Source organism: Streptomyces sp. B21-083 (assembly GCF_036898825.1).
GTDB lineage: Bacteria > Actinomycetota > Actinomycetes > Streptomycetales > Streptomycetaceae > Streptomyces.
Genome location: NZ_JARUND010000002.1, coordinates 1073130 through 1097189 on the forward strand (window position 1 = coordinate 1073130; position 24060 = coordinate 1097189).

The 24060-nt window shown below is 68.6% G+C and carries 17 protein-coding genes and 1 pseudogene; 10 read left to right on the forward strand and 8 right to left on the reverse strand.

The genetic code is table 11. The annotated features are described in order from the left end of the window. Positions 1 to 198 precede the first annotated feature (198 nt). Positions 199 to 2103 (reverse strand): rhamnogalacturonan lyase, encoded by a 1905-nt coding sequence (locus QA861_RS28915; protein ID WP_443041596.1) that lies wholly within the window; start codon positions 2101 to 2103, stop codon positions 199 to 201. Between the two features lie 681 nt (positions 2104 to 2784). On the opposite strand from QA861_RS28915, the gene QA861_RS28920 reads away from it, so the two are divergent. From QA861_RS28920 to QA861_RS28965, 9 genes and pseudogenes are all read left to right on the forward strand, one after another. Beyond that, complete coding sequence (locus tag QA861_RS28920) at positions 2785 to 3843, forward strand: glycosyl hydrolase 53 family protein (protein ID WP_334591614.1); 1059 nt, start codon at positions 2785 to 2787, stop codon at positions 3841 to 3843. Between the two features lie 69 nt (positions 3844 to 3912). Next, positions 3913 to 4983: a rhamnogalacturonan acetylesterase gene (locus QA861_RS28925; RefSeq protein ID WP_334591616.1), complete on the forward strand. Its 1071-nt coding sequence runs from the start codon at positions 3913 to 3915 to the stop codon at positions 4981 to 4983. Between the two features lie 37 nt (positions 4984 to 5020). After that, positions 5021 to 5890, forward strand: coding sequence for an SGNH/GDSL hydrolase family protein (locus QA861_RS28930; protein ID WP_334591618.1), 870 nt, complete (start codon positions 5021 to 5023; stop codon positions 5888 to 5890). Positions 5891 to 6473: 583 nt separating this feature from the next. Beyond that, a complete protein-coding gene (locus QA861_RS28935) occupies positions 6474 to 7823 on the forward strand; it encodes a right-handed parallel beta-helix repeat-containing protein (protein ID WP_334591620.1) in 1350 nt (449 codons plus the stop codon). Next, a complete protein-coding gene (locus tag QA861_RS47180; RefSeq protein WP_443041597.1) occupies positions 7810 to 10026 on the forward strand; it encodes a family 43 glycosylhydrolase in 2217 nt (738 codons plus the stop codon). Before QA861_RS28935 ends, QA861_RS47180 begins: the two co-directional genes overlap by 14 nt. A gap of 90 nt (positions 10027 to 10116) precedes the next feature. Continuing rightward, on the forward strand, positions 10117 to 12048 hold the full coding sequence (locus QA861_RS28950) for a glycosyl hydrolase 53 family protein (protein WP_334591621.1): 1932 nt from the start codon (positions 10117 to 10119) through the stop codon (positions 12046 to 12048). Between the two features lie 348 nt (positions 12049 to 12396). Beyond that, on the forward strand, positions 12397 to 13710 hold the full coding sequence (locus tag QA861_RS28955) for an RICIN domain-containing protein (RefSeq protein ID WP_334591622.1): 1314 nt from the start codon (positions 12397 to 12399) through the stop codon (positions 13708 to 13710). Between the two features lie 87 nt (positions 13711 to 13797). Next, complete coding sequence (locus QA861_RS28960; RefSeq protein WP_334591623.1) at positions 13798 to 14112, forward strand: fumarylacetoacetate hydrolase family protein; 315 nt, start codon at positions 13798 to 13800, stop codon at positions 14110 to 14112. A 95-nt stretch (positions 14113 to 14207) separates the two neighbouring features. Next, positions 14208 to 15203 (forward strand): annotated as a pseudogene (locus QA861_RS28965) (zinc-dependent alcohol dehydrogenase). A gap of 326 nt (positions 15204 to 15529) precedes the next feature. Here QA861_RS28965 and folD read toward each other — a convergent pair. The 6 genes from folD to QA861_RS28995 form a co-directional block, all read right to left on the reverse strand. Further along, entirely contained in the window at positions 15530 to 16462 is a 933-nt protein-coding gene (gene folD, locus QA861_RS28970; protein WP_334591624.1) for a bifunctional methylenetetrahydrofolate dehydrogenase/methenyltetrahydrofolate cyclohydrolase FolD, read from the reverse strand. Positions 16463 to 16483: 21 nt separating this feature from the next. Next, positions 16484 to 17428, reverse strand: coding sequence for a formyltetrahydrofolate deformylase (purU, locus tag QA861_RS28975; RefSeq protein ID WP_334591625.1), 945 nt, complete (start codon positions 17426 to 17428; stop codon positions 16484 to 16486). 62 nt (positions 17429 to 17490) lie between these two features. Then, positions 17491 to 18354: a methylenetetrahydrofolate reductase gene (locus tag QA861_RS28980; protein WP_334591626.1), complete on the reverse strand. Its 864-nt coding sequence runs from the start codon at positions 18352 to 18354 to the stop codon at positions 17491 to 17493. Between the two features lie 38 nt (positions 18355 to 18392). After that, a complete protein-coding gene (locus QA861_RS28985) occupies positions 18393 to 19769 on the reverse strand; it encodes an aminomethyl transferase family protein (protein ID WP_334591627.1) in 1377 nt (458 codons plus the stop codon). Positions 19770 to 19907: 138 nt separating this feature from the next. Then, positions 19908 to 20066: a hypothetical protein gene (locus QA861_RS28990; RefSeq protein ID WP_334591628.1), complete on the reverse strand. Its 159-nt coding sequence runs from the start codon at positions 20064 to 20066 to the stop codon at positions 19908 to 19910. Between the two features lie 1048 nt (positions 20067 to 21114). Next, complete coding sequence (locus tag QA861_RS28995) at positions 21115 to 22080, reverse strand: LysR family transcriptional regulator (protein ID WP_334591629.1); 966 nt, start codon at positions 22078 to 22080, stop codon at positions 21115 to 21117. Between the two features lie 334 nt (positions 22081 to 22414). Between QA861_RS28995 and QA861_RS29000 the strand changes: the two genes are divergently transcribed. Next, the gene (locus tag QA861_RS29000) at positions 22415 to 23473 is read left to right on the forward strand and encodes a fumarylacetoacetate hydrolase family protein (RefSeq protein ID WP_334591630.1); all 1059 of its coding nucleotides are present in this window, start codon (positions 22415 to 22417) and stop codon (positions 23471 to 23473) included. Between the two features lie 443 nt (positions 23474 to 23916). Here QA861_RS29000 and QA861_RS29005 read toward each other — a convergent pair whose 3' ends face one another. After that, entirely contained in the window at positions 23917 to 24057 is a 141-nt protein-coding gene (locus QA861_RS29005) for a hypothetical protein (RefSeq protein ID WP_334591631.1), read from the reverse strand. Positions 24058 to 24060: the final 3 nt, after the last annotated feature.

The following is a 24060-nucleotide window of genomic DNA, read 5'->3' on the forward strand; positions in this document are numbered from 1 at the left end:
CAGGAGAAGCGATGCATGGGGGCCGGCCTCATTTCCCGCGGACGGTCTGCTCGACCGCGCGCACGAGGCCTCGTCGACGCCGCCGACGCCGGACATGATTCCGGTGCTCGGGTACCCGGCCCGGTTTCACTCGTTCAACGAACGTCGCTTCCCTGATGTTTGAAACCGCTCAAGCATCAGGGAAGTCGGCCATCCAGCTCAGAGGCGGTTCGGGAGGGCGACCGTGGGGCGTGGCGGAGTGCCCATGTTGCTGCCGATGAAGAAGCTGGGGTGCGGGGGCTGGTTGTAGGCGGTGTTCTGCCAGGCCAGGGCCGTGCGGTACTGGGTGTCGTGGAGGAGGGTCGTGATCCGCGTACTGGTCTGGTACGGCGTGGCGTAGATCCGTAGGGCCGTGTTGTTGGACGTCGGCCAGATGACCTCCTCGCGCCAGTCGCCGAGGATGTCGCCGGACAAGGACGGCGTCGACTTGGTGCCGTTGTTGGAGTGGACCCCGGAGCCGGTGAGCAGGCGGGTGTCGCCGGAGGTGCCGTACTTGTCGATGTGGGTGCCGTCGAGGAGTTCGCGCGTGGTGTCGCCGTCCCACCACGCCAGGAAGTTGCTGGACCCGGGCTTACGGCTGGCGACCACCGCGCCCTTGGGGTTGCGGACGCCACTCACGAGCGACGACCACGACTCGGCGCCCGCGCTGCCGGACCAGATGTCACCGGACACACCCCGGCCGTTGTCACCGGCGGCCGGAGTGGACCAGAGGATCTGGCCGGTCCTCGCGTCCGCCATCCAGGAGGACGGCTTGGAGCTGTCCTCGTCGACCTTGAACTCCTCCAGACCCGGCCGGGACGGGTCGAGGTCGCCCACGTGCATGGCGTCCCCGTGGCCGTTCCGCGTCGTCCACAGGCCGTTGCCGTTGTCGTCGACGGCCATCGCGCCGTAGACGACCTCGTCCTTGCCGTCTCCGTCCACGTCCGCGACCGACAGTTGGTGGTTGCCCTGGCCGGCGTAGCCGCTGTTGGCGTTGGAGTCGAAGGTCCACCGGCGGGTGAACTGTCCGTTCCGCCAGTCCCAGGCCGCGATCACCGCGCGGGTGTAGTAGCCACGAGCCATGATCACCGAGGGTCGGGAACCGTCCAGATAGGCCGTGCCCGCCAGGAACCGGTCCACTCGGTTGCCGTAGGAGTCCCCCCAGGACGACACCGTGCCTCGGGCTGGGACGTAGTCGACGGACTGCATCGCCTTGCCCGTCTGCCCGTTGAACATCGTCAGGTACTCGGGGCCGGACAGCACGTAACCCGAGGAATTGCGGTGATCGGACGAGGAACTGCCTATGACCGCGCCGGTTCCGTCCTTCGTGCCGTCGGCGGTCTTCATGGCGACCTCGGCCTTGCCGTCGCCGTCGTAGTCGTACACCTGGAACTGGGTGTAGTGCGCGCCGGAGCGGATGTTGCGGCCCATGTCGATACGCCACAGCCGGGTGCCGTCGAGCTTGATGCCGTCGACGATCGTGTTGCCGGTGTAGCCGGACTGGGAGTTGTCCTTGGCGTTCGTCGGCTGCCACTTCAGCACGAGGTCCATGGCGCCGTCGCCGTCGAGGTCGCCGACGGAGGCGTCGTTGGCCTCGTAGGCGTACGGCGAGTTGCCCGGGGAGGTGCCGCCGGGCGGCGGGGAGATCGGCACGTCCTTGTACCCGGTGCGGAACTGAAGCGCGTGTTCGGACGGCGCCTGCTCGATGCCGTTCACCACCGCGCGCACCGTGTAGTCGGCTGAGTCCGGGGCGCCGGCGTCCAAGTAGTTCGTCGAGGTGGTCAGGGGCGAGGAGTTGAGTCTCGTGCCGCCACGGTAGACGTTGAAGGCCACGTCGTTCGGGTCAGTGGCCAGCCACCGCCACGAGACCAGGTTCCCGCTGCCGGTGTGGACGCTGGTCAGGCCCCGGTCGAGGCGTTCCACCTGCCGCGCGGTCGCGGCGTGCGCGGTCTGCGGCAGACCGGTGAGTGTGGAGAGGGCCAGGGCGGTGGCGGCCGTCAATCCGCCGAACACCCGCTTGCTCGACCGGCGTTGGATTCGCCATGGGGGCGATGCGGTGTGCGGATGACGGTACGGGTCGGTCACGATGACCTCCGATGTGGGGGGTGATGTGAAGATCGCGGCGACGGCGATCTGACCACAATGTGGGAACGCTCCCATTCGCTGCGAGGGTAGGAACTCACCGATAGCCCGTCAAGCATCCTGTTGGCCTTTTCTGTTCGAGCATGTTCGAGTGCGAGCCGACGAGATGTCCCGTGTGCAGCCTCGTCTCCGTCGCCGCATTCCACACAAAGGGCACTTGAACTGGGCTGACTCCCGCCGTTTCAGACAACTCACGGCCAAGGCGCGGCGAGCATCCGCCCCACAGGATCGCACTGCTTCTTCCATGGATCGGGGAACAATGGTTGACAGCTTGGTGCCCGATCGAGAAGCTGCGTGATGCACCTCCGGTTCGTTGTGATGCGATTGCGCACTTACGTCGCAACACCTCTGTGATCGCTCACAGTTCCGACCTGAAGGAGCGGCCTTGGCGTGCCAAGACCGCACTCTTCGACCCGTGCCACTCGCAAGCACTCCTGCCTTAGTTGTCGCCACACCGAGGGAGGCAGCATCGGCTGGATCGCACGCGGCTGCACCAACTCCTTGAACTGAGCGTCAGTTGCCCCCACATGACCCGCCCCTCGTTCCTGGACGTTTCTCTCACTGACCCGCTCTCCGCCGACCGCGACGCCTCACCCCACGGCCGACGGAACGAAAGGACCGACCATGTCCCCGCAACCCCCCACACCAGTTGCCGGGCGTATCAGCCGGCGAACCCTGCTCAAGGCCACCACCGCCACCGCCGGGGCGATCGCCACGGCAGCCGCGTTCGCCGAACTCGAGACGCCTGCCGCAGCCGCCGCGGGTTTCGTCAAGGGCGTCGACATCAGCTGGGCACCGCAGATGGAGGCGCGCGGCTACTCCTGGAAGAACGCGAGCGGGCAGACCCAGGACCTGCTGACGATCCTCAAGGGGTACGGCATCACCGCCGTACGCCTGCGCACGTTCGTCAACCCGTCCAGCAGCGCGACCGACGGGCACTGCAGCATCAACGAGGTCGCCGCCTTCGCCAAGCGGGTCAAGGCCGCCGGGATGTCGATCATGCTCGACTACATGTTCGGCGACACCTGGAACTCCGTCGGCGTGCAGAACCCGCCCGCCGCCTGGCGGAACATGAGCTACAGCCAGGTGCGCTCCGCGATGAGTACGTACGTGAAGCAGACGATGACGGTCATGAAGAGCAACGACGTGCTGCCCACCTGGGTCCAGATCGGCAACGAGATCAACAGCGGGATCTGCCGCCCCGTCGGCAGCGTCTCCAACGGCGCGCAGATGACCGGACTGCTCAACGCCGCCTACGACCAGGTCAAGGCGGTGTCGCCGGCCTCGACGGTGTGCATCCACCTGGCCCAGCCGCAGAAGTACGACGTGATGACGACGTTCTTCAGCCGCTTCGCGGCGAGCGGCGGCAAGTGGGACATGTCGGTGTTCTCCTCCTACGGCAGTGCCGACCTCGTCCCCGGCATCGTGGCGAACATGAAGAAGATCTCCGCCGCCTACGGCAAGCCGTTCCTGCAGAGCGAGTTCGGTGGCCGGGTGGACCGCGCCTCCTCCACCCAGGCCTCGCTGGTCGCCTACATCAAGGCGCTCAAGGCCAACGGCGGGCAGGGGATCTTCTACTGGGAGCCGGAGTGCATGTCGCCGTTCACCGGCTACAACATGGGCGCCTGGGACTCCTCCACCAAGCGGCCCACCACCATCATGAACGGCTTCACCCAGGCCTGAGCGACGGGCCATGGACCGCAACCCGGGCAACTCTCCGGTCAAGGATGGGGATTGGTGATTGTAATGGGCATGACGTCGCGTCTCGAAGGGCATGGAGTCAGGCTGGGAGTGGTGGGTCTGCTGACCCTTGCGACGCTGGTCGGCACCGGCACGGCACATGCCGATGCCGCCACCCGGGCGCTGCCTGCCGGCTGTTCAGGCACCTCGCCGATCAAGTGTCACTACGCGGTCTCACCCGGCAACTACGACGTGACAGTCTCCATCGGTGGTGCCACCGGCGCCGAGACCGACATGTGGGTGGAGGCCCGGCGCCTGATACTTCCGGCGACCACGACGGCGGCCGGTGCCGCCGCCACGTACTCCTTCACGGTCAACGTGCGACAGCCGGAAGGACAGCCGACCGGCCAGGGAGGCACCGGAAACCCCGGTCTGGACATCCGGTTCGCCGGGACCAACCCGCAGGTGTCGGCCGTCTCCGTGAAACCGGCGCCCCAGCCGCTGGTCGCCTACCTGGCCGGTGACTCGACCGTATGCGACCAGCCCGTGGCCCCGTACACGGGTTGGGGCCAGATGATCACGCCGGCGGTGGGTCCCGGAGCGTCCGTCGCCAACTACGCCGACTCGGGGGAGAGTTCCGGCAGCTTCCTGAGGAACTCGGCGCTCTTCCCGGCGCTGCTGCCGAAGGTCAAGGCAAACGACGCGGTCTTCATCCAGTTCGGCCACAACGACAAGCAGACCAGCGCGTCGGCCTTCCGGAGCAACCTCACCTCCATGATCACGCAGGTCCGTGCGAAGGGCGGCGTCCCCGTTCTGATGACCCCGCCGGTCCGCCGGCAGTTCAACGGCAGCCGTCTCACGCCCACAGCACTGCACGTCAACGGCCTCGGAGTGAACCTGCCCGCCGAGATGCGCTCGGTCGGCACGGCGCAGAACGTGCCGGTGATCGACCTGACCACCAAGAGCAAGACGCTGGTCGAGTCCCTCGGCCCGTCCGCCTCCGCACAGCTCTTCCTGCGCTCATCCGTCGACGGTGTCACGGACAACACCCACTTCTCGCAGTACGGCGCGAGCCAGATGAGCGGACTGGTGCTCCAGAGCATCCGCGAGCAGCACCTGCCCCTGGCCGCGTACCTGCGCTGACCGACGCGCGGCGGCGCCCGTCCCAAGGAGGGACCCGTTGAGGAACTTACGGATTCTCATCACGACCGCGCTCGTGATCGCCTTGTCGAGCCTCGGTGTCAGCGCCGCATCCGCGGCGGACCGCGTCGCCACGGACTGCACCAGTGCCTCCGGCACCCAGACCTCGGCCACACGGGCGGTCGCCGCGCCGGTCACCGTGTGGCTGGCCGGCGACTCCACCATGGCCAACCCGAGCTCCGGCCGTTGTCCGGTCGGCTGGGGCAGCCAGTTCGACGCCCTGTTCAACAGCGACGTGACCGTCAAGAACCAGGCCGTGGGAGGCCGCAGCATCCAGACCTGGCTGTATGAGGGGAACGTGAGCAGCACCAAGGGCTCGGACGGTGAGTGCCGCCTCACGTCCAACACGTACTCGTCCCGCTGGCAGGCGATGCTGAACTCGACCACCGAAATGAAGGCCGGTGACTACCTGTTCATCCAGTTCGGCATCAACGACTCCTCCTCGACCTGCCCCCGGCACGTCGGCCCGGCCCGGTACCAACAGCTGATGACCATGATGGCGCAGGCCGCCCTGGCCCGGGGCGCACACCCGGTACTGCTCACCCCGGTCGCCGCCATCACCTGCTCCGGCGGCACAGCGACCAAGAACCGCGGCTTCGTGGGCGAGACCTTCGCCGCCGGCACCGCCACCAGGGCGCCCGTCATCGACCTGCAGACGCTCAGTGTCTCGCTCTACAACAGCCTGCGCTTCTGCCCGAACAACGGCGACTACGGAGGCAGCGGTCCCCTGGGCACCTTCTTCTGCAACGACCACACCCACTTCGACACCTACGGCGCCCAGCGGATCGCAGGGCTCGTCGCTGGTGACGTGCGCCGCCAGAACCTCCCGCTCGCCGCATATCTCACGTAGCACGCGGCGTTGGGCGCGAACCGGGGACGCAGTCGTCCCTACGTGACGGTGGCGTGTGGACGTGGCTCGGCTCCGACCGGGCCGCGGCGTGCGACGTGTTCCCTGCCTCCTCGCAATCCTTCATGAGGCCGGAGATGCGTGAGTCCCGGCCCTTCTACGGCGGGACAGCGCACCATCGAGGTGTTCGGACCGGCGGCGCGGCAGGCCAGGACCGTTCACCAGAGCCCGTACGACCGGGTGATGGACCCCGCGTCGCCGCCGAGCTCGCCGACGTGGAGTCCGGCAAGAACGTCGACACGGCATGGAGGGACGCCCAGAACGCCATCGAGCGTGAACTCACCCGCAAGGGGCGATCTGAATGGGCCTCGCCGATGCGCCATGCGGGAAGACCGTCGAGCGGCGCGGGAGGGCCGCCAAGCCACCACCGGACGGGTCCACGCCACTGCCCGCCGGCGCCGCTACTGGCGGATGTACACGGCGGTCTCCCCCTTCTAAAAGCAGCTTTCGCACCTGCGCTGAGTTCTTCAGGCAGGCACGAGCCCTACTGCCGCACGGGAAATCACCTGACTGGGGAGATGACGCTGTGAGAACCGCGAAGTTCGGCACCCCTGCCCTCCTGCTCTCGGTGGTCGCGGCGAGTTCCGTCGCCATGACCCCCGGTTCGGCGTCCGCGAGCGCCGCGGCGGCCGGAAACACCTACTACGTCGCCCCGAGCGGGAACGACAGCGCGGCAGGTACGCAGGCCGCTCCGTGGGCATCGATCGCCCGTGCACAGGCCGTCGCCAAGGCGGGCGACACGGTCTACTTCCGGGGCGGCACCTACGCCTACACCCGCGCGAACAGCGCGTGTTCGAGCCAGACCGCCAAGGTCGACGCGATCACCCTCAACAAGAGCGGCAGCTCCGGCAGCCCGATCCGGTACTGGGCCCAGCCGGGCGAGAAACCGGTTTTCGACTTCTCTCGGATGACAGACGACTGCCGCATCAAGGGCTTTGACGTCACCGGCAGCTGGATCCACCTCAAAGGACTGGAAGTCAAAGGCGTTCCCCAGAACAACAACCGCAACGCCGAGTCCTGGGGGATCTGGGTTTCCGGCAGCAACGACGTCTTCGAGCAGATCAACACCCACCACCACATGGGTACCGGCCTGTTCATCAGCGGTGGGGGCGGCAACCTCGTCCTCAACTCGGACGCGCATGACAACTACGACCCGCGCAGCAACGACGGGCCCGGCGAGAACGCCGACGGGTTCGGTTCGCACTACACGCCGGCCGGCCGCCCCGCGAACGTGTTCCGGAGTTGCCGATCGTGGTGGAACGCCGATGACGGGTTCGACCTCATCTCCACCTACTCGCCAGTGATCATCGAGAACTCGTGGGCCTGGCGCAACGGGTACGTGCCGGGGACGACGACGCCCTCGGGCAACGGAGCCGGCTTCAAGTCCGGCGGCTACGGGGGCGACTACGAGGCCAACGCGCCGAAGCACACCGTCCGCTCCTCGGTGGCGTTCCTCAACAAGGCGGCCGGCTTCTACGCCAACCACCACCCGGTGGCCAACGACTTCTTCAACAACACCGGCTACGGAAACCACCCCAACTTCAACATGCTGGGAATCGACTCGCGCGGCGCCGCCGTCGGCCGGGGCACCCTGCGCAACAACATCGCCTACACCGGAACGGCGACGTCGAACATGAGCGGCACGAACGCCGCGTACAACTCCTGGAACCTCGGCGTCCCCCTGTCGGACTCCCAGTTCCGCAGTGTGTCGATGTCCGGCTGGGACGCGCCCCGCCAGCCGGACGGGAACCTGCCCGTGCTGCCCCACCTCCGTCTCGCGGCGAACAGTGCCCTGATCGACAAGGGCGTCGACGTGGGACTGCCCTTCAGCGGAAGTGCGCCGGATCTCGGCGCCTTTGAGAATGACGGAAGGTGACCTCTTGAGGCAAAGACCGCGTGTCGTCTCCAAGTACTGGAAGTCAGCCGCCAACTGGAAGTTGGCCGCCGCCACCGTGTTGTCCGTGGCGTTGGCGGCGCCGCTCTCGGCGAGCACCGCCGCGGCGGAGACACCTGCAACGCAGACACAGGCAACGAAGCTCCAAGACCAGAGGGCCGCCGCTGGACCGGTGGTGGATCGCGGCCTCGAATACCTGCTGTCCGACTACCAGACGCGCACTCCGACCAAGTACACGGCTGACTCCTGGAAGCCCTTCGCCAAGGCGTTGACCGCCGCGGCCGAGGTCGCCGGCGACACGTCGGCCACCACATCGGACGTAGCCGACGCGAAGACAGCCCTGATGAGCGCCGCCGCCGATCTGAAGGCCGCCGACGAGGGCACGTTCCAGACCATCACGAACAACACCTTCTGGAACGACACCAGCGGCAACCCCATCTACTCGCAGGGCGGCGGGGTCTTCAAGTTCGGTGACACCTACTACTGGTACGGCGTGCACTACAGCGGCGCCGAGCTCTACCGGGCCAATCCGACGAAGAAGTACGACGGCAACGTCAGCTTCGTCTCGGTCCCCGTGTACTCCTCCAAGGACCTGGTGAACTGGAAGTTCGAGAACAACGTCGCGACGCGCTCGACCAAGATCAACAACGGGGCCACCCTCGGTCAGGCAGGGTGGGTCGGGCGGCTCGGGGTCTCGTACAACGAGAACACCGGCAAGTACGTGCTCGCCACCCAGGCCTACGTCGGAGGCGGGCACGGTGTCCTGCTGCTGCAGGGTGACTCACCCACCGACACCTTCGACTACGGCTACTTCCAGACCCAGATCACCAACTCGCCGACGACCGGCACCGGGGACCAGACCGTCTTCACCGACGAGGACGGCAAGGACTACCTGATCTTCTCCAACCGCGAAGGACGGTCGCGCGGCTTCGTGGCCAAGTTCCGGGAGTCCGACTCGCTGCGGATCGAGCCAGCCGTGCAGATCCGCAGCGGCGCCGGTCGCGAGGGCAACGCGATGTTCAAGCTCGACGGCAGGTACTACCACGCGGCGTCGGACCTGCACGGCTGGAACACCTCTGTCAACTACGTCAATGAGTCGACCAGCAGCAATGTCCAGGGCTCCTACAGCAGCGAGTACGTCCTTGCCGGCACCGAGATGGACTACAGCCACGTGACCCAGACCGGGTTCTTCGTGACGGTCAAGGGCACCAAGCAGAACACGGTGCTCTACGCCGGCGACCGCTGGGCCGACTTCGCCTGGAACGGCATCGGGTACAACCAGTGGGTGCCGATCACCAAGACCGGCGCACGGCCGCAGTTCCACTCGGTGAGCCAGTGGCAGTTCAACGCCACGACCGGGGAGTGGCGCGTCGGGCCGGCGAACAACTACATCCTCAACCCCGACATCCAGGCCGACCGCGTCATCGTCTCCGGCGTACGGGGATGGCGGAACCTCGGCGGTTCGGTGACCAACGTCAACGGTGGTGTGAACGGGTCTCGCTTCGCCCTCCAGGTGAGCAACAGCGGCGGCGTCGAGCAGCGGGTCGAGTCGGTGCCCGCAGGCACCTACACCCTGTCCCTGCACGCTCGGGGCAGCGCCGGACAGGTCGTGATCACCGGCGCCAACGGCAGCCAACGCACCCTCGGCATCCCGTCGTCGAGCGGCTGGGCCAAGCGCGAGCTCACCGGCATCGAGCTGCCCGGCGGGGCCGCCACCGTCACCGTGCGGGCGTCGGGTTCGGGCGGCGTCACCGTCGACCAGCTCTCACTCGTCAAGACCTCTGCCGGCACACCAGCGCCTCCGGGGCGTTACGAGGCGGAGTCCGCTCCGGCGCAGTGCCGGGGCACGATCGACTCGAATCAAGCCGGCTATTCCGGCAGCGGGTTCTGCAACGGCGACCCCGCTGTGGGGGCCGTCGCGGAGTTCACCGTGAACTCCGAGACCGCCCGTACGGCGACGCTGGGGATCCGGTTCGCCAATGGCGCCACCACCGGTGCGAGGCCCGCGAACCTTGTCGTCAACGGAGCCACGGCAGGGGCGCTCTCGTTCGAGTCCACCGGTGCGTGGACGACGTGGACGACCAAGACCGTGACGGTCCCGCTGAACGCCGGCAGCAACACCATCCGGCTGGATCCGACCACGGCAGCCGGACTGCCCAACGTCGACTACCTCGATGTCGGCTGACTGACATCCCGCGCTCTGCCGGTCTCTGCGACCGGCAGAGCGTAGGGAACAGCCCATGCCGCCCGTACGTGACATCGTCAGGAGAAGGACATGAGCAGAACGCGTCTGCCCCGCGCCATCGCGGTCACGGCGACGTTGGCCACCATGGTGTCCGCGAACCTACTCATGGTGCCCCAGCCGGCCCACGCGACCTTCGGAACCGCGGACATCAAGCCGATCGAGAGCAATATCGCTGCCAAGCCCTGGGCCTCGGCGATGGCCGCCTCCGGCTCGTCCAGCGCCCGTCTGGCCATCGACGGCGACCCGACGACGTCCTGGCAACCCGGTAGTGCCGGCGCCCGGCAGTGGCTCACCGTCGACCTCGGTGGAACCTACGACAACCTTCGCAAGGTCAAGGTGCTCTTCCCGGACCGTGGCGTGGCCCACCGGTACGTCGTCGAGGCTTCATCCGACGGTCGCCGGTGGAAGACCATCGCCGACAGATCCCACCACCGAGCCGTTTCGCGGGGGGAGGTGCACCTGTTCACCCGGCCGGCAACGCGCTTCGTCCGGCTGACCTTCACCGGTGGGCCGGGCCGTGCCCGGGCTGGTGTCAGCGAGCTCCAGGTCTTCAACTACCTCCGCGACGACCTCACCCTCGGCGCCGATCTGTCCTGGATGGACGACGTCCAGGACCAGCAGTACTGGGTCGACCCCCTGGTCGAAGACCGCGGCGCCGGGCCACACCTGCTCGACGTGGCCAAGGACCGTGGCATCGAGTACAGCCGGCTGCGGATATTCAACGAGCCGCGCAGCGAGAGCACCGGCCAACCGACGCCGATACCGCGCCAGGGCCCGGAGCGCTCACTGGTCTCAGCCAAGCGGATCAAGCAGCGGGGCATGGGCCTGGGGATCGACTTCCACTACGCGGACTCGTGGGCAGACCCGAGCAAGCAACCAAAACCACGCGCCTGGGCCGAGTTGGAGTTCGCTGACCTGTCCCATGCCGTGTACGACTTCACCGCCGACTATCTGAAGCGGTTGATCCGGCAGGGCACCACGCCGGAGAAGGTGGCGGTCGGCAACGAGATCATCAATGGCTTCATGTACGGCAGTGAGGCGGCAGACATCGGCACGACGAATCCGCCGTATTTCGTCGACCAGGCCGACATCTACCAGTCCAAGCCCGGCGGGGGCCTGCTGTGGAAGTACTGGCGGTCGACCGACCCGGTGGAGCGGCAGCTCTACGACCAGTCGTGGGACCGGTTCACCACCCTGGCTGCGGCCGGGATCAAGGCCGTCCGCGACGCGTCACCGACGTCCAAGGTCGAGATACACGTGATCGTCGACAAGGACAAGCTCGCCAAAACCATGGAGTTCTGGCACCAGTTCCTCACCCGGGTGAAGGCAAAGGGCCAGAACCCCGATGTGCTGGCCATCTCGTACTACCCGGAATGGCACGGTACGCCCGAGGCGCTGGATCTCAACCTGAACACCATGGCCACCGCCTACCCCGGCTACGAAATCGACATCGCCGAAACCGCCTACCCCGCTTCGGGCGGCGACGGATCGCCGTTGCCCAACTCGCCGTACCCGCGAACCGTTCAGGGGCAGGCGGACGCGATCCGGAGGGTGTTCGAGGCCGCCAACGACGTGGTCGACAACCGAGGTTCAGGGGCACTTGTGTGGGAACCGGCCGGCTACCAGCCGATGTTCCGGGCCGTGCCCGGACTCGCGAACACGTGGGAGCCGCACGCGTCCATCAACGTCTTCAACGCCAGCCGCGCCAAGCACATCCTCCAGGACACCATCTACACCAGCACGATGGTGAACGCCGCCCCAAAGCTGCCCTCCTCCATCCGCATGCTCACCACAGCCAACAACAAGATCACCGCTGTCCCAGTCCGCTGGCAGCCGTTGCCACCTGGCGCGACGGACAGGCCGGGTGAGGTGACAGTCACCGGGACGACCGGCACAGGACCGGTCACGGCGGTCATCGACGTCATGCCCAGCCACGGCGAACACGACGTGACCACCTCATAGCCTGCTTCACCGACGTCGCACCACCGAGACCACGACGGCACCGGCGCGTCATCACCGCTTCACAGCAGTGCTTCGCTCACTCGGTGGCCGACAGCGACAACCGCGGCAGCACCTGGGGGAACCAGGCCGTGTTCGACCGGAACGGCCACACTCACCCCGGCATCCGGTGCACCCGACCAACCGCATGCCGCTCCTGCCGCACCTCGCCGGCGGCAGGAGCACCGAGACCCGCTGTCGCGCCGCGCGACCCGTCGATCTGTCGACCTCTGTCGCCGACGGGACGCGCACGGCAACGGGCCCGGCCGAACGCCGGACCCTCCACCCATCCCCGCACCCAAGGAGTCATCCATGACCATGCGACGACGGACATTCCTCGGCATGAGCGCCGCCGGAGCGACGGGCGTGGGCCTGTCCCTGCTCGGCGCAGGACAGGCACCGGCCACCGCCGGGCCACTGGACACCGCACCGACCACGCCGTTCGCGGTCGGCGTGCGCCGGTACAACTGGACCCGCGGCAGCCGCCCGTGCACCACGTACGTCTACTACCCGGCCACCGGCACGGCCGGCGGCAGTCCGGTGACGGACGCCCCGGTCGCCGCCGGTGTCTTCCCCGTCTACAACTTCACCCACGGCTACGGGAGCAGCCCGCAGAACTCCCTGTTCATCATCCGGGCCCTGGCCTCGGCGGGCTTCATCGTCCCCGCCCCGCACTTCAACCACAACTTCAGCGACGTCAACAACGGCAACACCTCCAAGGACGTCTCGCAGATCATCACCAACACCCTCGCGCTCAACGCGAGCGGACCGCTGGCCGGGCACATCAACACCGGCATCGGCGTCGGCGTCTCGGGCCACTCCCTGGGCGGCATGGCCACACACGGTCTGCTGACCTCCTGGCCCGACAGCCGGATCAAGTCCGCCAACCCCCAGTCCTGCGTGGACATGGGCAACCCGTCCCGTTCGGTCTCGGCCAAGGTCCTGTTCGTCCACGGCGACCGGGACTCGACCACGCAGTACTCCTCGGCCCGGCAGGCATACTCGGAGATCACCTGGCCCAAGGCGTTCCTCACCTTCGTCGGCGGCAGCCACACCAGCTTCTGGAGTGACCAGCGCTTCCCGAGGACCGTCGTCGACTGGGCCCGCTGGACCATGTACGGCGACACCGCCGCACGGGACCGCCTCCCGGCTGACGCGTCCGGGTCGAACACCCGGTGGGAAGCGCAGCTGGGCGACTCCCCCGGCGGCCCGGGCCTCTACACCCTGCTGGCCCAGCACAGCGGCAAGGCCGCCGAGATCAACGGGGCCTCCACCGCCGCCGGCGCACTACTCGTCCAGCGGACCACCACCAGTCGCCCCAACCAGCAATTCGAGTTCGTGGACGCCGGCGACGGCCACGTCCGCGTCAAGGCACTGCACAGTGGCCTGTTCCTCCAACCCACGGGCACCGCGACCGGCGCGGACATCGTCCAGCAGGCCGACACCAGCGCCACCAACCAGCAGTGGCGCGTGGTCGATCACGGTGGTGGCGTGATCAGCCTCGTCAACCGGGAGTCCGGCCTGGCGATGGATGTCTGGGAGTACTCGACCGCCGACGGCGCCCGCATCGCCCAGTACACCTACAGCGGCAACCCCAACCAGCGCTTCACCCGCCGCCGCGTCTGACCGGGACCTGTCGGGGCACCGCTCGGGCAACAGGGTGGGCGGTGTCCCTACATGGCGCCGAAGGTCCTTCGCGACTGACCAAGGGGTGTGCAGCCTTCACGCCCGCCGCCCGAGCGTGCGCAGGGATACGTCCTTGGCCCACTGTCCGCCGCGTTACAGCTGGAAGGCACCTTCGACCCTGCCGGACCCTGGCTGGCCACCACCGACGAGATCGACGACGTCCTCGCGCTCGGCATGTGGCTGGACGTCAACGGTGTCCGCCGTCAGACCGGCAACACCAAAACGATGATCTTCGACCCGTACTTCATCGTGCACTACCTGAGCCAGTTCCTCGTCCTGGAACCCGGCGGCCTGATCAACACGGGCACCCCACCCGGCGTCGGTATGGGCTTGACCCCGTAGGTGTGGCTGCGGCCAGGTGACGTGATGGAACTGGGTATCAAGTATCTCGGCACGCAGCGTCAGCGCGTGCTCGGGCCACAGCGAGCACCCGCCCCATGCGCGCCTTCGTGCTGACTGCCCCTGGGGAGTACGGGGTGCAGCAGGTCCCTGCACCGGTGGCCGCCCCCCGGCGAACCAGTCGTCTCGGCGTGTGCGGCACCGACGTGGAGTTCTTCACCGGCGAGATGGCCTACCTCCACCAAGGGCACTCCGCCTTCCCGATAAGGCTGGGCCACGAGTGGACCGGTCGCGTGGCGGCGGTCGGCGCCGGGGTCGACCCCGCGTGGGTGGGCCGACGGATCATGGGCGACACCATGCTCGGCTGTCGCACCTGCCGCCGCTGCCTACGCGGCCACCAGCACGTGTGCGAGATGCGGCAGGAACTCGGCATACGAGGGGAGCGGGCAGGTGCCCTCGCGGAGCAACTCGCGGTGCCAGCCTCCTCGTTGCTCATATGCCTGACTCCGTCGACGCCGTACTGGGCGCGCTGGTGGCCCGGGCGGTAACGCCATGCGCGCCGTCCGGGCCACCGCCCGGCAACCCGGAGACCGCGCCCTGATCCTGGGCCCGGGAACCATCGGCTGCTGGTCGCGATGTTCCTCCGTGCCGCCGGTACGGAAGTGCATCTGATGGGCCGCACCCAACGCTCGCTCGCCTTCGCCCGCGAGCTGGGCTTCGCACACGTATGGACGGAGGAATCCGTTCCGGACCTGCCGTTCGACGCTGTCGTCGAGGCGTCGAACGCCACCCATCTACCCGACCGGCACTGGACTTGGTCGAGCCGGCCGCGTCGTGTACGTGGGACTGGCCGGGGAACCCAGCAGCATCGACACCCGCACGCTGGCACTCGAGGACGTGACGGCGGTCTGCATCCTGTCGGCCTCCCCCGGCCTCGACGACACCATCCGGGCCTATGCCGGCGGATCGGTCGACCCCAGGCCGCTCGTCGCCGCGACCGCAGGCCTGGAACAGGCCGGTTTCGTGCTCGCCGGTGAACGTCCGGCCGACGCCGGGCCGGGCCCAAGGTCCATGTCGACCCGCGGCTGGGCTGAGGAGGCGAGGACCGGGCCGTCGGGTGCCGGGACACCGTCACCTCACCCAGGGTGACGGCCGCGCCCTCGGCGAGCACCCGCACGTCCCAGCGGTGCAGTTCCAGCTCGTCCCCAGCCGCGTACCGCCCAGAGCCGGCGATGCCCCTCAGTGCTGCGGGCAACCGGACGAGGGCCCGCTCCTGAGGCGACCTGCGTCGACCTGGCGCGTGGTGGCGGCAGGCCACCGGCCGAAGTACGGGTGATCGTACCCGGCGAGGACGGTGGCGCCGTCGGCGGTGACCCCACGGCCCGTCTCGTGGCCGCGGCCGTCCCGTCGCGCCATCTCGTCACGGCGTCGTGCCGGCGCCGTCGCCGAGGACGTCTGCTCGCCGGCCGCGCAGGGAGCTGACCCCAGGATGGCCACACCGATCCGCCTGCTGTGCTCGCGCGGCAATGAGTGTGTTGGCCAGGAGCATGGCGATGGTCATCGGGCCCACGCCGCCGGGGACGGGAGTGACGAAGGCCGCGGTGCCGACGACGGCGTCGGTGTCCACGTCCCCGCACAGACCCGCCGTGGAGCGGTGGATGCCGACGTCGATCACGGTGGCGCCGGGCTTGACAGCGTCGATGCCGATGAGACCCGGGATGCCGGCCGCCACGACCAGGACGTCGGCGCGGCGGCACACGGCGGCCAGGCCGCGGGTGCGTGAGTGGCAGATCGTGACGGTCGCGTTCCTCTCCAACAGCAGCTGGCCCATCGGCTTCCCGACCAAGGTGCTGCGGCCGACGACGACGGCTTCGGCCCCCTCGAGAGGAATCCGGTGGGCGTCGAGCAGGGCCATCACCCCAGAGGGAGTGCAAGGTCGCAGGCCGGGGCTGCCCTGGGCGAGCAATCCGGCGTTCACGGTGGTCAGGCCGTCGACGTCCTTGTGCGCCGGGATGCGCGCGAGCAGGGCGGCGGCGTCCAGGTGGGCCGGTGTCGGCAGCTGCAGGAGGATCCCTGAGACCGCCGGGTCGGCCGCTAGTTCGTCGATGAGCGCGGCAGCGTCATCCTGAGTTGTCTCGGCTGGAAGATGCCGGTGCAGGTCGGTCATGCCGGCCGCGGTGCAGGCGCGGCGCTTGTTCCGGACGTACACCTCGCTCGCCGGGTCGTCGCCTATGAGGACGGTGGCCAGGCCGGGCGCGTTCCCCCCAGCGTCCACGAGTGCGGCGACGCCGGAGGCGACGTCGGAACGGACCTGCCGAGCAACGGTGGTGCCGTCGATGAGCTGCGCGGTCACGAGAATCCCTTGGAAGACGATTCAGAAGACGATGGTGGAGTTGCCGTGGACGGCGAGCCGGTCCTCCAGGTGCGCGCGCACGGCGCGCGAGAGAACAGCGCGCTCGACATCGGCGCCGAGGCGTACGAGGTCGGCAGTGGTGTGCCGGTGGTCGACCCGGACGACGTCCTGGTCGATGATCGGGCCCTCGTCCAGATCGGCGGTGACGTAGTGGGCGGTCGCACCGACCAGCTTCACGCCGCGGTCCTTGGCCTTCTGGTACGGGCCGGCCCCGATGAAGGCGGGCAGGAAGCTGTGGTGGATGTTGATCAGCGGACAGCCGACCGCTTCGAGGAAGGAGGGCGTGATGATCTGCATGTACCGCGCCAGCACGACGAGGTCGACGTTGCCGCGCAGCAGGTCGAGGATGCGGCTCTCCGCCTCGGCGCGGTTGTCCCGGGTGGCGGGGACGTGGATGTAAGGCACCCCGAAGGGCCGGACCTCGTCGGCGAGGTCGGGGTGGTTGGACACGACCATGACCACGTTCATGTCCAGTTGGCCGCGACGGTGACGCCAGAGCAGGTCGAGCACGCAGTGGTCGGTCTTGGACACCATGATGGCCACACGTTTGGGCCGGGCGGCCTCGGTGAGGCGGTGAGTCATGCCCCAGCGCTGAGCGACGCCGGTTTCGAATGCACGGTCCAATCCGTCCCGGGCTGCGGACAGGCCGGGCAGGTGGAACCCGGTGCGCTGGAAAAAGGTGCCGCCGACGGCAGTCGTCGAGAACTGGTCCAGGCTCGTGATGTTCGCACCGGCCTCGGCCAGGAACGTGCTCACTGCCGAGACCACGCCCGGCCGGTCGGGGCACTGGATCAGCAGACGCCCGTGGTCGGCTCGGTCCTCAGGGATCCCGCCCTCACGCGAAGTGCTCCCTTGGGACGTGGTGGGCGCGGACGCGGTTCGTGCGGACGTGGTGGGTGCGGACATGGCGACTCCGGTTTGATGGGCAGGGTGAGTACGCGCCGGCACAGTGCTGGTCGCGGCGTCGGTCATGTCAGGTCCGAGAGAAGACGCCGGCGCCACGCTTCGGTGGGCGCGAGATCGTTGAAGGTGAAGACGTGGAACCCGGCGACGGCGTCGTCGGCCTCCCCGAGATGGGGCGCGAGCCCCGAGAGCAAGGCGTCCGGCCGATAGCCGCCGGGGAGGAAGAAGCGCCGGAGCAGGGTCTGCTGCTTCTTCAGGAACTTCGCCGACTCCCCGAGGCCCAGTCCGCCTGCGACGCGCAACAGCTTCTGCCGGTGGACGGCACCGGGGAGGCCGACGTGGACCGGCAGGTTGACGTCGTAGGCGCGGACCCGGTGGATCCACGCCAGGATGGCTCGGGGATCGAAGACGATCTGCGTCGTGATGTGCGTGGCGAGCGGCGCCTTGTCCGCCAGCGCCTGCATCAGCACCTGCTCCGATACGTCCGGATGGCCCTCGGGATGACCGCCGATCCCGATGTCGGTGAAGCCGTGGTCCAGTTCGTGCACCGCCCGTAGCAGCGCCAGAGCGTCGGCGAACGCCGTCGTCGTGGCGGTACGGTCGCCTCCGACCACGAACACGCCGGTGATACCGGCGTCGCGGCACCTGCCGACGAGACCGGCCAGGTGCTGGTGGTCCCTCACTTGCTGGGCCGACAGGTGCGGTGACACGGCATAACCGTGGCCCGCGAGCGCGACCGCCAGGTCGATGGTCGCGTCCTGTCCCTTGGCCGGTGAGGCGGTCACGGTGAGCGGAACGTCGGTCGGGACGTGGTCGCGGACGGCCTGCTCGGTCTTGGCGAACGGGATGACCTCGTAGCCGAGACCCCTCACGGCCCGGACAAGGTCAGCACGCGCGATCACGTCGTGCTGGGAGTGGAGTCGGTTCACGGTCGGCCTCTCGGATGGGGGGCGAGTGGTCCGGCACATCAGTGCTGAGCCGGCGGCCGGGTCCGTACCGTGGCCCGGATGGTGGTCTGCACGTGGTGGGGTTCGCTGAGCGGCCGGCCGGCTCCGCCGTCGGGCTCGCCCCACAGGACCTCGACGCGGTCGCCGTCGGTCAAGGACTCGTCGAGGATGGCGATGGTCACCACGCGCCCGACGTTGACGGTGTAGCCACCCCAGGTGGACAGGCCCACGAGGCGATCGCCCTGCATCACGCTGTCCAGGTAGATCGTGGCGGGGTTCAGGTTGGGCAGGCTGAGCAGCTTGGGTCGGGGACCGTCTCCGAAGAAGCCGGCCCGGACCACCTCCATGACGTCGTCGGTGTCCCACTCCAGCCAGCGCTTGAGGCGCTTGGGTCCCTGGGCCGCCTGCTCGAGGGCTGTGCGGCCGATGAAGTCGTGGTCGAGCTTGACGATGGAGCCGTAGCCCAGCTCCCAGGGGTAGAAGTAGTAGTCCTGGATGTCGTCCGAGACGTAACTGCCCTCGATGGTGATCATGCCCTCCATCCCGAAACCGGGCAGGTGCTGCCGGTAGGCGGCCGTCTCCGGGGAGCTGTAGACGGCGGACGGGACGGCGGGGATCCACCCGGACTCGACCGTCGAGGACAGGTAGGACACGGCCCCGCCCTGGCGCAGGCCGCTCTGCGCGCCGGCGTACAACAGCGTCTCCAGGACGCGGGGGCCGTGCTCCACCGGGCCGAAGAGCTCCAGGCCGGTGTACTCCTCGCCCGGCACGCCCGCCATCGTGTGGTTCAGGGCGCGAACCGAGGTCCCCGCGATCTCGAAGGAGCCCATGCGGAAGAACGGAATGCGGTCGATCGGGCCGCCGACGGCGCGTTCCAGGATCTCCTGGGTGCGAGGGCCGTTGAGCTGGTATCGGTAGTGCTGTCGGCGGCCCAGCGGGTTGTAGACCGACGCCGGGTCCACGCTGAACTCGACGTCGTAGTCGCCCTGTTGAGCTTGGAACTGCACCCAGTTGGCCGCCTGGGGGACACCGACCAAGCTCAGGTGGTCCTCCTCGAGGCCGAACAGGATGCAGTCGCCGATGTAGCGGCCGTCCGGCCCGACGGCGACGAACTGCTTGGCGCGGTCGCGGGCGAGGGTCGCCGGGCTGTTGACGCCGGTGTCGCTGATCAAGCGCTTCACGTCGGGCCCAGTGATGTGCACCTCGGTCATGTGGTGGGACTGGTCGAACAGGACGCAAGCGTTCTTCCAGGCCCACTGCTCGTTGTGCCAGCTCGTGTACTCCTGGGCGTAGGTGAACGGGTAGTGCGTGGCGGGATTGGTCCGCAGCATCGCCAGCGGGCCCCCGCTGCGGTCGATGCGCTGCTGCAGGGTCTCGACGTGCGGTTGGTCGGTCACGGGGTGCCTCCTGGGTGGGTGGTGGTCGGCGGGGCGCCGGGGTCGCTGCGACGAGATGCCGGGCAGTGCGTCGCGCTGGAGCGCGCGGAGAGGGCACCGCCCGGGCCTGGCATGCTCGGGGCGACTCCGTTTCACTGGTCACCGGCCCCGGAGGTCCTCGTTCACGCAGCAGTTGCGCTGACGGCCGGGGCCGATGATGGAGCTGTCGGCGACGTCGACGGCAGAGAAGGAGCGGCCGCCATGGTGGGCACCGTTTCCCGGCCGGAGATCCTCGGGGACGAGGTCCTGGAGCCGCACCCGTGAAGGACCATCTCGTCGGCGGCCAGTCCTGCATCACCTCGCCGTTGACCCGTAGGACGATCCGCACGGCGTCGCGGTCGCCCAAGGGCGCCGACACGACGAATGGCCCGAACGGCTCGGCGCAGCATGTAAGGGTTTCAGGCACCGGTCCGTCGCCGAACTGAGCGGCGAGCGACGTGAATGCTGTTTCCGGCGACGAAGCCGAGCGGCAGCTTCATCCCCATCGGCGGCATCGGCGACCTGCTCCGCCCCCCTGGGGAACTGGGCTGGTCCCGTGGCGTCGACCTGCACAGCCGCGACTGCCTCCGCCGCGACGCGCTTCCCACCCAGGCGGCTGACGGCGGTCCGCGCTGGTTCGCCGGGCTGGTCGGGAACACCGAGGAGCCGCATCCCGTGCTCGGCACAGGCGGCCGTCGGGGCGGCCCGGACGGTGTTGACGTCGTAGCTGTCACCCCAAGTCCGGTACAGGATTCCCTCCGCGGGTGGACCGAAGGTTGCCGGGCGGTCCAGGTCCCAGCGGCCGTCCCGGCGGGCCGGCTGCGCGGCCGTTGTGACCCGCTCGCGTCAGCGGCGACCTGCGCGGGAGGCACAGGGATCCCTTCGGATACCACCATCGTCGTCTTCTCCTGGGGCGGGCTGCCGTCCGACTCTCGGCCGGGCGGCAGGAGGTGGGGTGGGGCCGCCGGCGACGCGCCGGGCTTTCGGTGCCTGCTCGTCCCGCCGACGTCGTTGATAGTGACAACAGCCGCACCGATGCGGAATGGTCGAACTGGTATGCCACCAATCCACAGGACGGATGGCGAGCCACCGACGTCCTCCACTGAGCCGCCTACCGGACCCCAGCCAGCGGACCAGCTCCAAGCCTCGGTCCACGTGCGCCGTGAGGCGCCGACCCGCGACGAGTGCGGCGCCGACCCGGTTGCGGCGGCGCTTCGGTGAGGACCTGCTCGCCCGCGTCGACCGCGCCTACGAGCTCACGTCGTTCGCCGCCACTCTGCTGGTCCGGCCGCGCTCGCCGTTCGGATGCGTCGGATACCGGAATTCGCTAGGCGACGCGTTCCGCCGCACGCCCCAGCGCATCACGGAACCATCGGTGGCCGGGATCGTCGCTCATGGTCGGGTGCCATCGCAGCGACAGGTTGAGAGGCCCGATGTCCACCGGGCTCGGCACGATCCGCACGGGCGCCACGGGTGCCAGGCGTCGCGCGAGTCTCTCCTGAAGGAAGGCGACGCGGTTGCTGCCGGCGAGCAGGAACGGGACCGAGAGGAAGCTGTCGGTCACCACCTCCACGTGCGGCTCAATGCCGTTCGACCGCAGGTGGCGCAGCGCCGGGAAGCTGGCCGGGTCGGAGTGGGTGAACTGGCTCACCCACGGCAGGAGGGCGAGTTCGGCCAGGGTCGGCTCGCTGCTGATCACGGTGTTGCTGTCGGCCACGACGCACACCCAGCGGTCGCGCAGCAGGAGCCGGCCGGGATAGCCCTGCACCAGCTCGTGCGGCAGGACCACCCCGTCGGTGTGCCGGATCAGGGCGTCGGCGTCGAGGTGGGAGCTGGTGGTGAGGGGGCGAAGGTCGAGTCCGGCGCCGGGGGCCTCCTCGGCCAGAATCCGGTTGAGTTCCTCGAACAGGATGGCGACGGTGTAGTCGGAGAGCGCGAGGGAGAACTGCCGGTTGGTCGTCGCGGGGTCGAAGTCGTCGCCGAACACGCGCTCCAGCGCTTCGGTGGCCGACTCGATCCGTGACAGCAGGCTGGCGGCCAGCGGCGTGAGCTCGTAGTCCCGGCCCACCCGGATCAGCAGCTGGTCGCCGAACCGGCGACGAAGGCGGGCCAGCACCGCGCTGGTGGCGGGCTGGCTCAGGCCGAGGGACTCGCCGGCCCGGGTGACGTTGCGCTCGACCAGCAGGGCACGCAGCACGGGCAGGGTCGCCACGTCCTGGTTGCGCAGTATCCGGCCTGACGGCTCTGGGGTGCGTCCACCCGCCGTCGGGCTTGGAGTCGAGTCGTACGTCACCGCGGTGTCCTCCCCCGGCTTCTGTTTCAGGCGCCGTTCGGCGAGCCCACCAGCACAGCAGTGCGGCTCCGAGGCCTTCGCCGAACGACCCGCACCGGCCGGTTGATGCTGAGCATCCGCTCCGTCGATGGGTCACATACAAGGCTGAGCATATCCCAGGCCTCGTGGCCCGGTTCACAATCAGATCATCCTCCGGCCGGCCCGTCCTCCGGGCTCCTTGTCGTCCGCCGGAACGGTCGGACAGACCAATGGCGAAAGGTGATCCATGACTTTCCGCCGTCCAGGTGTCGTGCGTCCCGCACGACCCAGCGTCACCGAAACGGAAACGTGACCCATGACTGAGACCACCCCTGTCACGCGCGCTCCGGAACACCCGGTCGACCCGGCGACCGGACTGCGCGCGGGAACCTTCGCGCTCGGTACCTTCGCCGGCGAGACGCGTGCCTTCCCGGCCCTCGTGACCGCCGACGGCATGGTCACCGACCTGTCCGACCGGTTCCACGACCTGCACGAGGTCTTCGCCGACTGGACGACGAACCTCCAGTTCCTCGAAGAGGTGTCGACCGACTCCTCCCGACCGACGCGGCCGTTGGCGGAGCTGCGTGCGCTGCCGCCGCTCAGCCATCCCAATCTCCTGGGCGCCGGCGCCAACTACAAGACGCATTCGGCGCAGATGCTGACGAAGAACGCCTTCAACCAGCACAACCGCCGAGCGGGCGAGACCGACGAGGAGTTCTTCCAGCGCAATCTCGCGTTCATGGAGCGCCGGTCGCGAGAGGGGATTCCCTTCGCCTGGGTCGGGATGCACTCCTCGCTCGTGGGGGCGACCGACGACGTTGTGCTGCCAGCCCTGGGCGACGAGCCCGACTGGGAGCTCGAACTCGGGGTCGTCGTCGGCGGCACCGGTCGGTTCCTCACCCCGGACGAGGCGACAGGGCTGATCGCCGGCTACACGATCGTCAACGACCTAGGCACAGTCGACCAGTTCCGCCGCACCGACATCCCTTGGGGCTTCGACTGGATGGGCAAGCACCAGCCTGCGTTCAAGCCGGCGGGGCCGTTCGTCGTGCCCGCACAGTTCTTCACGCTCGACGACACCATCCGGACCACATTGAAGGTCAACGGCCAGGTCATGCAGGACTGGCCGACCGGCGACATGATCTTCGACCCGGCGCAGTTCGTGGCGTACGCCTCCGAGCACGTCCGGCTGACGCCCGGGGACATCATCTTCATGGGCTCTCCGCCCGGGAACGGCAAGCACCACGGTCGCTTCCTGCACGACGGAGACGTCATCGACAGTGAGATCACCTACCTCGGACGGCAGCGCAACCGCTGCGTCGCCGAGGTCCTGCAGGGCCGCACGCCCCACTTCGGCCGCTTCCCGACCGACTGAGCTCGGTCGGCCAACCTGGTCGGCCCCACCCAAGCGATTTCTGATCCACCGGAGAGCGAGGTGCACCATGTCGTCCACCGCCGAGACACATGTCGAACCGGACTGGTACCCAGAGGAGGACCTAGGGGGCCGTTCCCTCGGTGGTGGGATCCGCTCACCCGAGCGGTACGCCAAGTACAACCGTCTGCGCCGCGAGTGCCCGGTCGCCTTCGGCGACACCTCCGAAACGCACGCGGCCCTGACCCGGTACACGGACGTCAGCGCCGCCGCCCTGGACACAGCACGCTTCCGCAGCGACCCCTCGACCACCCCGTTCATCGGGATGCCGCTCGGCGACCAGATCCCCATCACCTTGAACTCGCCGAGCACGGCCTGTTCCGGCGCATGCTCAACCGCTACTTCAGGCCGGACCGCATGGCCGCGCTCGAGCCGCTCATCCGGCGCTACGCCGTCGAGCACATCGAGACGCTCCTCGCCGCCGGGGAGGCCGACGTGAATCCCACGCTCTGCAGGCATGTCTCGTCCCAGGCCTGGCGGCGCTGCTCAACCTTCCCGAAGAGGCCGCGCGGGAGCTGCTCGACCACTGG

Excerpts from the sequence above, each read along its gene's own strand:
- QA861_RS28920 (WP_334591614.1), top strand. The coding sequence starts at position 2,785 with ATGTCCCCGCAACCCCCCACACCAGTTGCCGGGCGTATCAGCCGGCGA.
- QA861_RS28925 (WP_334591616.1), top strand. The coding sequence starts at position 3,913 with ATGACGTCGCGTCTCGAAGGGCATGGAGTCAGGCTGGGAGTGGTGGGT.
- purU (WP_334591625.1), bottom strand. The coding sequence starts at position 17,428 with ATGTCCGCACCCACCACGTCCGCACGAACCGCGTCCGCGCCCACCACG.
- QA861_RS28950 (WP_334591621.1), top strand. The coding sequence starts at position 10,117 with ATGAGCAGAACGCGTCTGCCCCGCGCCATCGCGGTCACGGCGACGTTG.
- QA861_RS47180 (WP_443041597.1), top strand. The coding sequence starts at position 7,810 with ATGACGGAAGGTGACCTCTTGAGGCAAAGACCGCGTGTCGTCTCCAAG.
- QA861_RS28955 (WP_334591622.1), top strand. The coding sequence starts at position 12,397 with ATGACCATGCGACGACGGACATTCCTCGGCATGAGCGCCGCCGGAGCG.
- QA861_RS29000 (WP_334591630.1), top strand. The coding sequence starts at position 22,415 with ATGACTGAGACCACCCCTGTCACGCGCGCTCCGGAACACCCGGTCGAC.